Source organism: Neisseria sp. P0009.S007, assembly GCF_051962515.1.
The window spans coordinates 1-237 of the sequence record NZ_JBQCVF010001274.1 but is presented as its reverse complement, the minus strand read 5'-3'; the positions used below and the strand labels follow the sequence as shown (position 1 = coordinate 237).

Genomic DNA, 237 nt, shown 5'->3' with positions numbered 1-237 from the left:
GCCGAACACGATATGATGGAAGCCTTGGCAGAAACCATCTGGGAGGCGCAACGCTACGGACGAGGCCTTGACGTCAATGCCTACATGACTCGCTTACGGAAATTGGTCGGCTTAGGCCAAGAAGAAAAAGCCCGCCTCAATCCCCATGAGGTCGGCTTGATGGACACAAAGTAACTTCTTTTCAGACGGCCTCAACCCATACAAATCCTTACGCTTGCCAAAGCCAACGTTTCCATC

The 237-nt window shown here is 51.9% G+C and carries 1 protein-coding gene; it reads left to right on the top strand.

Features of this window, described 5'->3' with window-relative positions:
* Positions 1–174 (top strand): DUF1841 family protein (locus tag ACTHS3_RS18585; RefSeq protein WP_440368880.1); only part of this gene is annotated, 174 nt, incomplete at its 5' end.
* Positions 175–237: the final 63 nt, after the last annotated feature.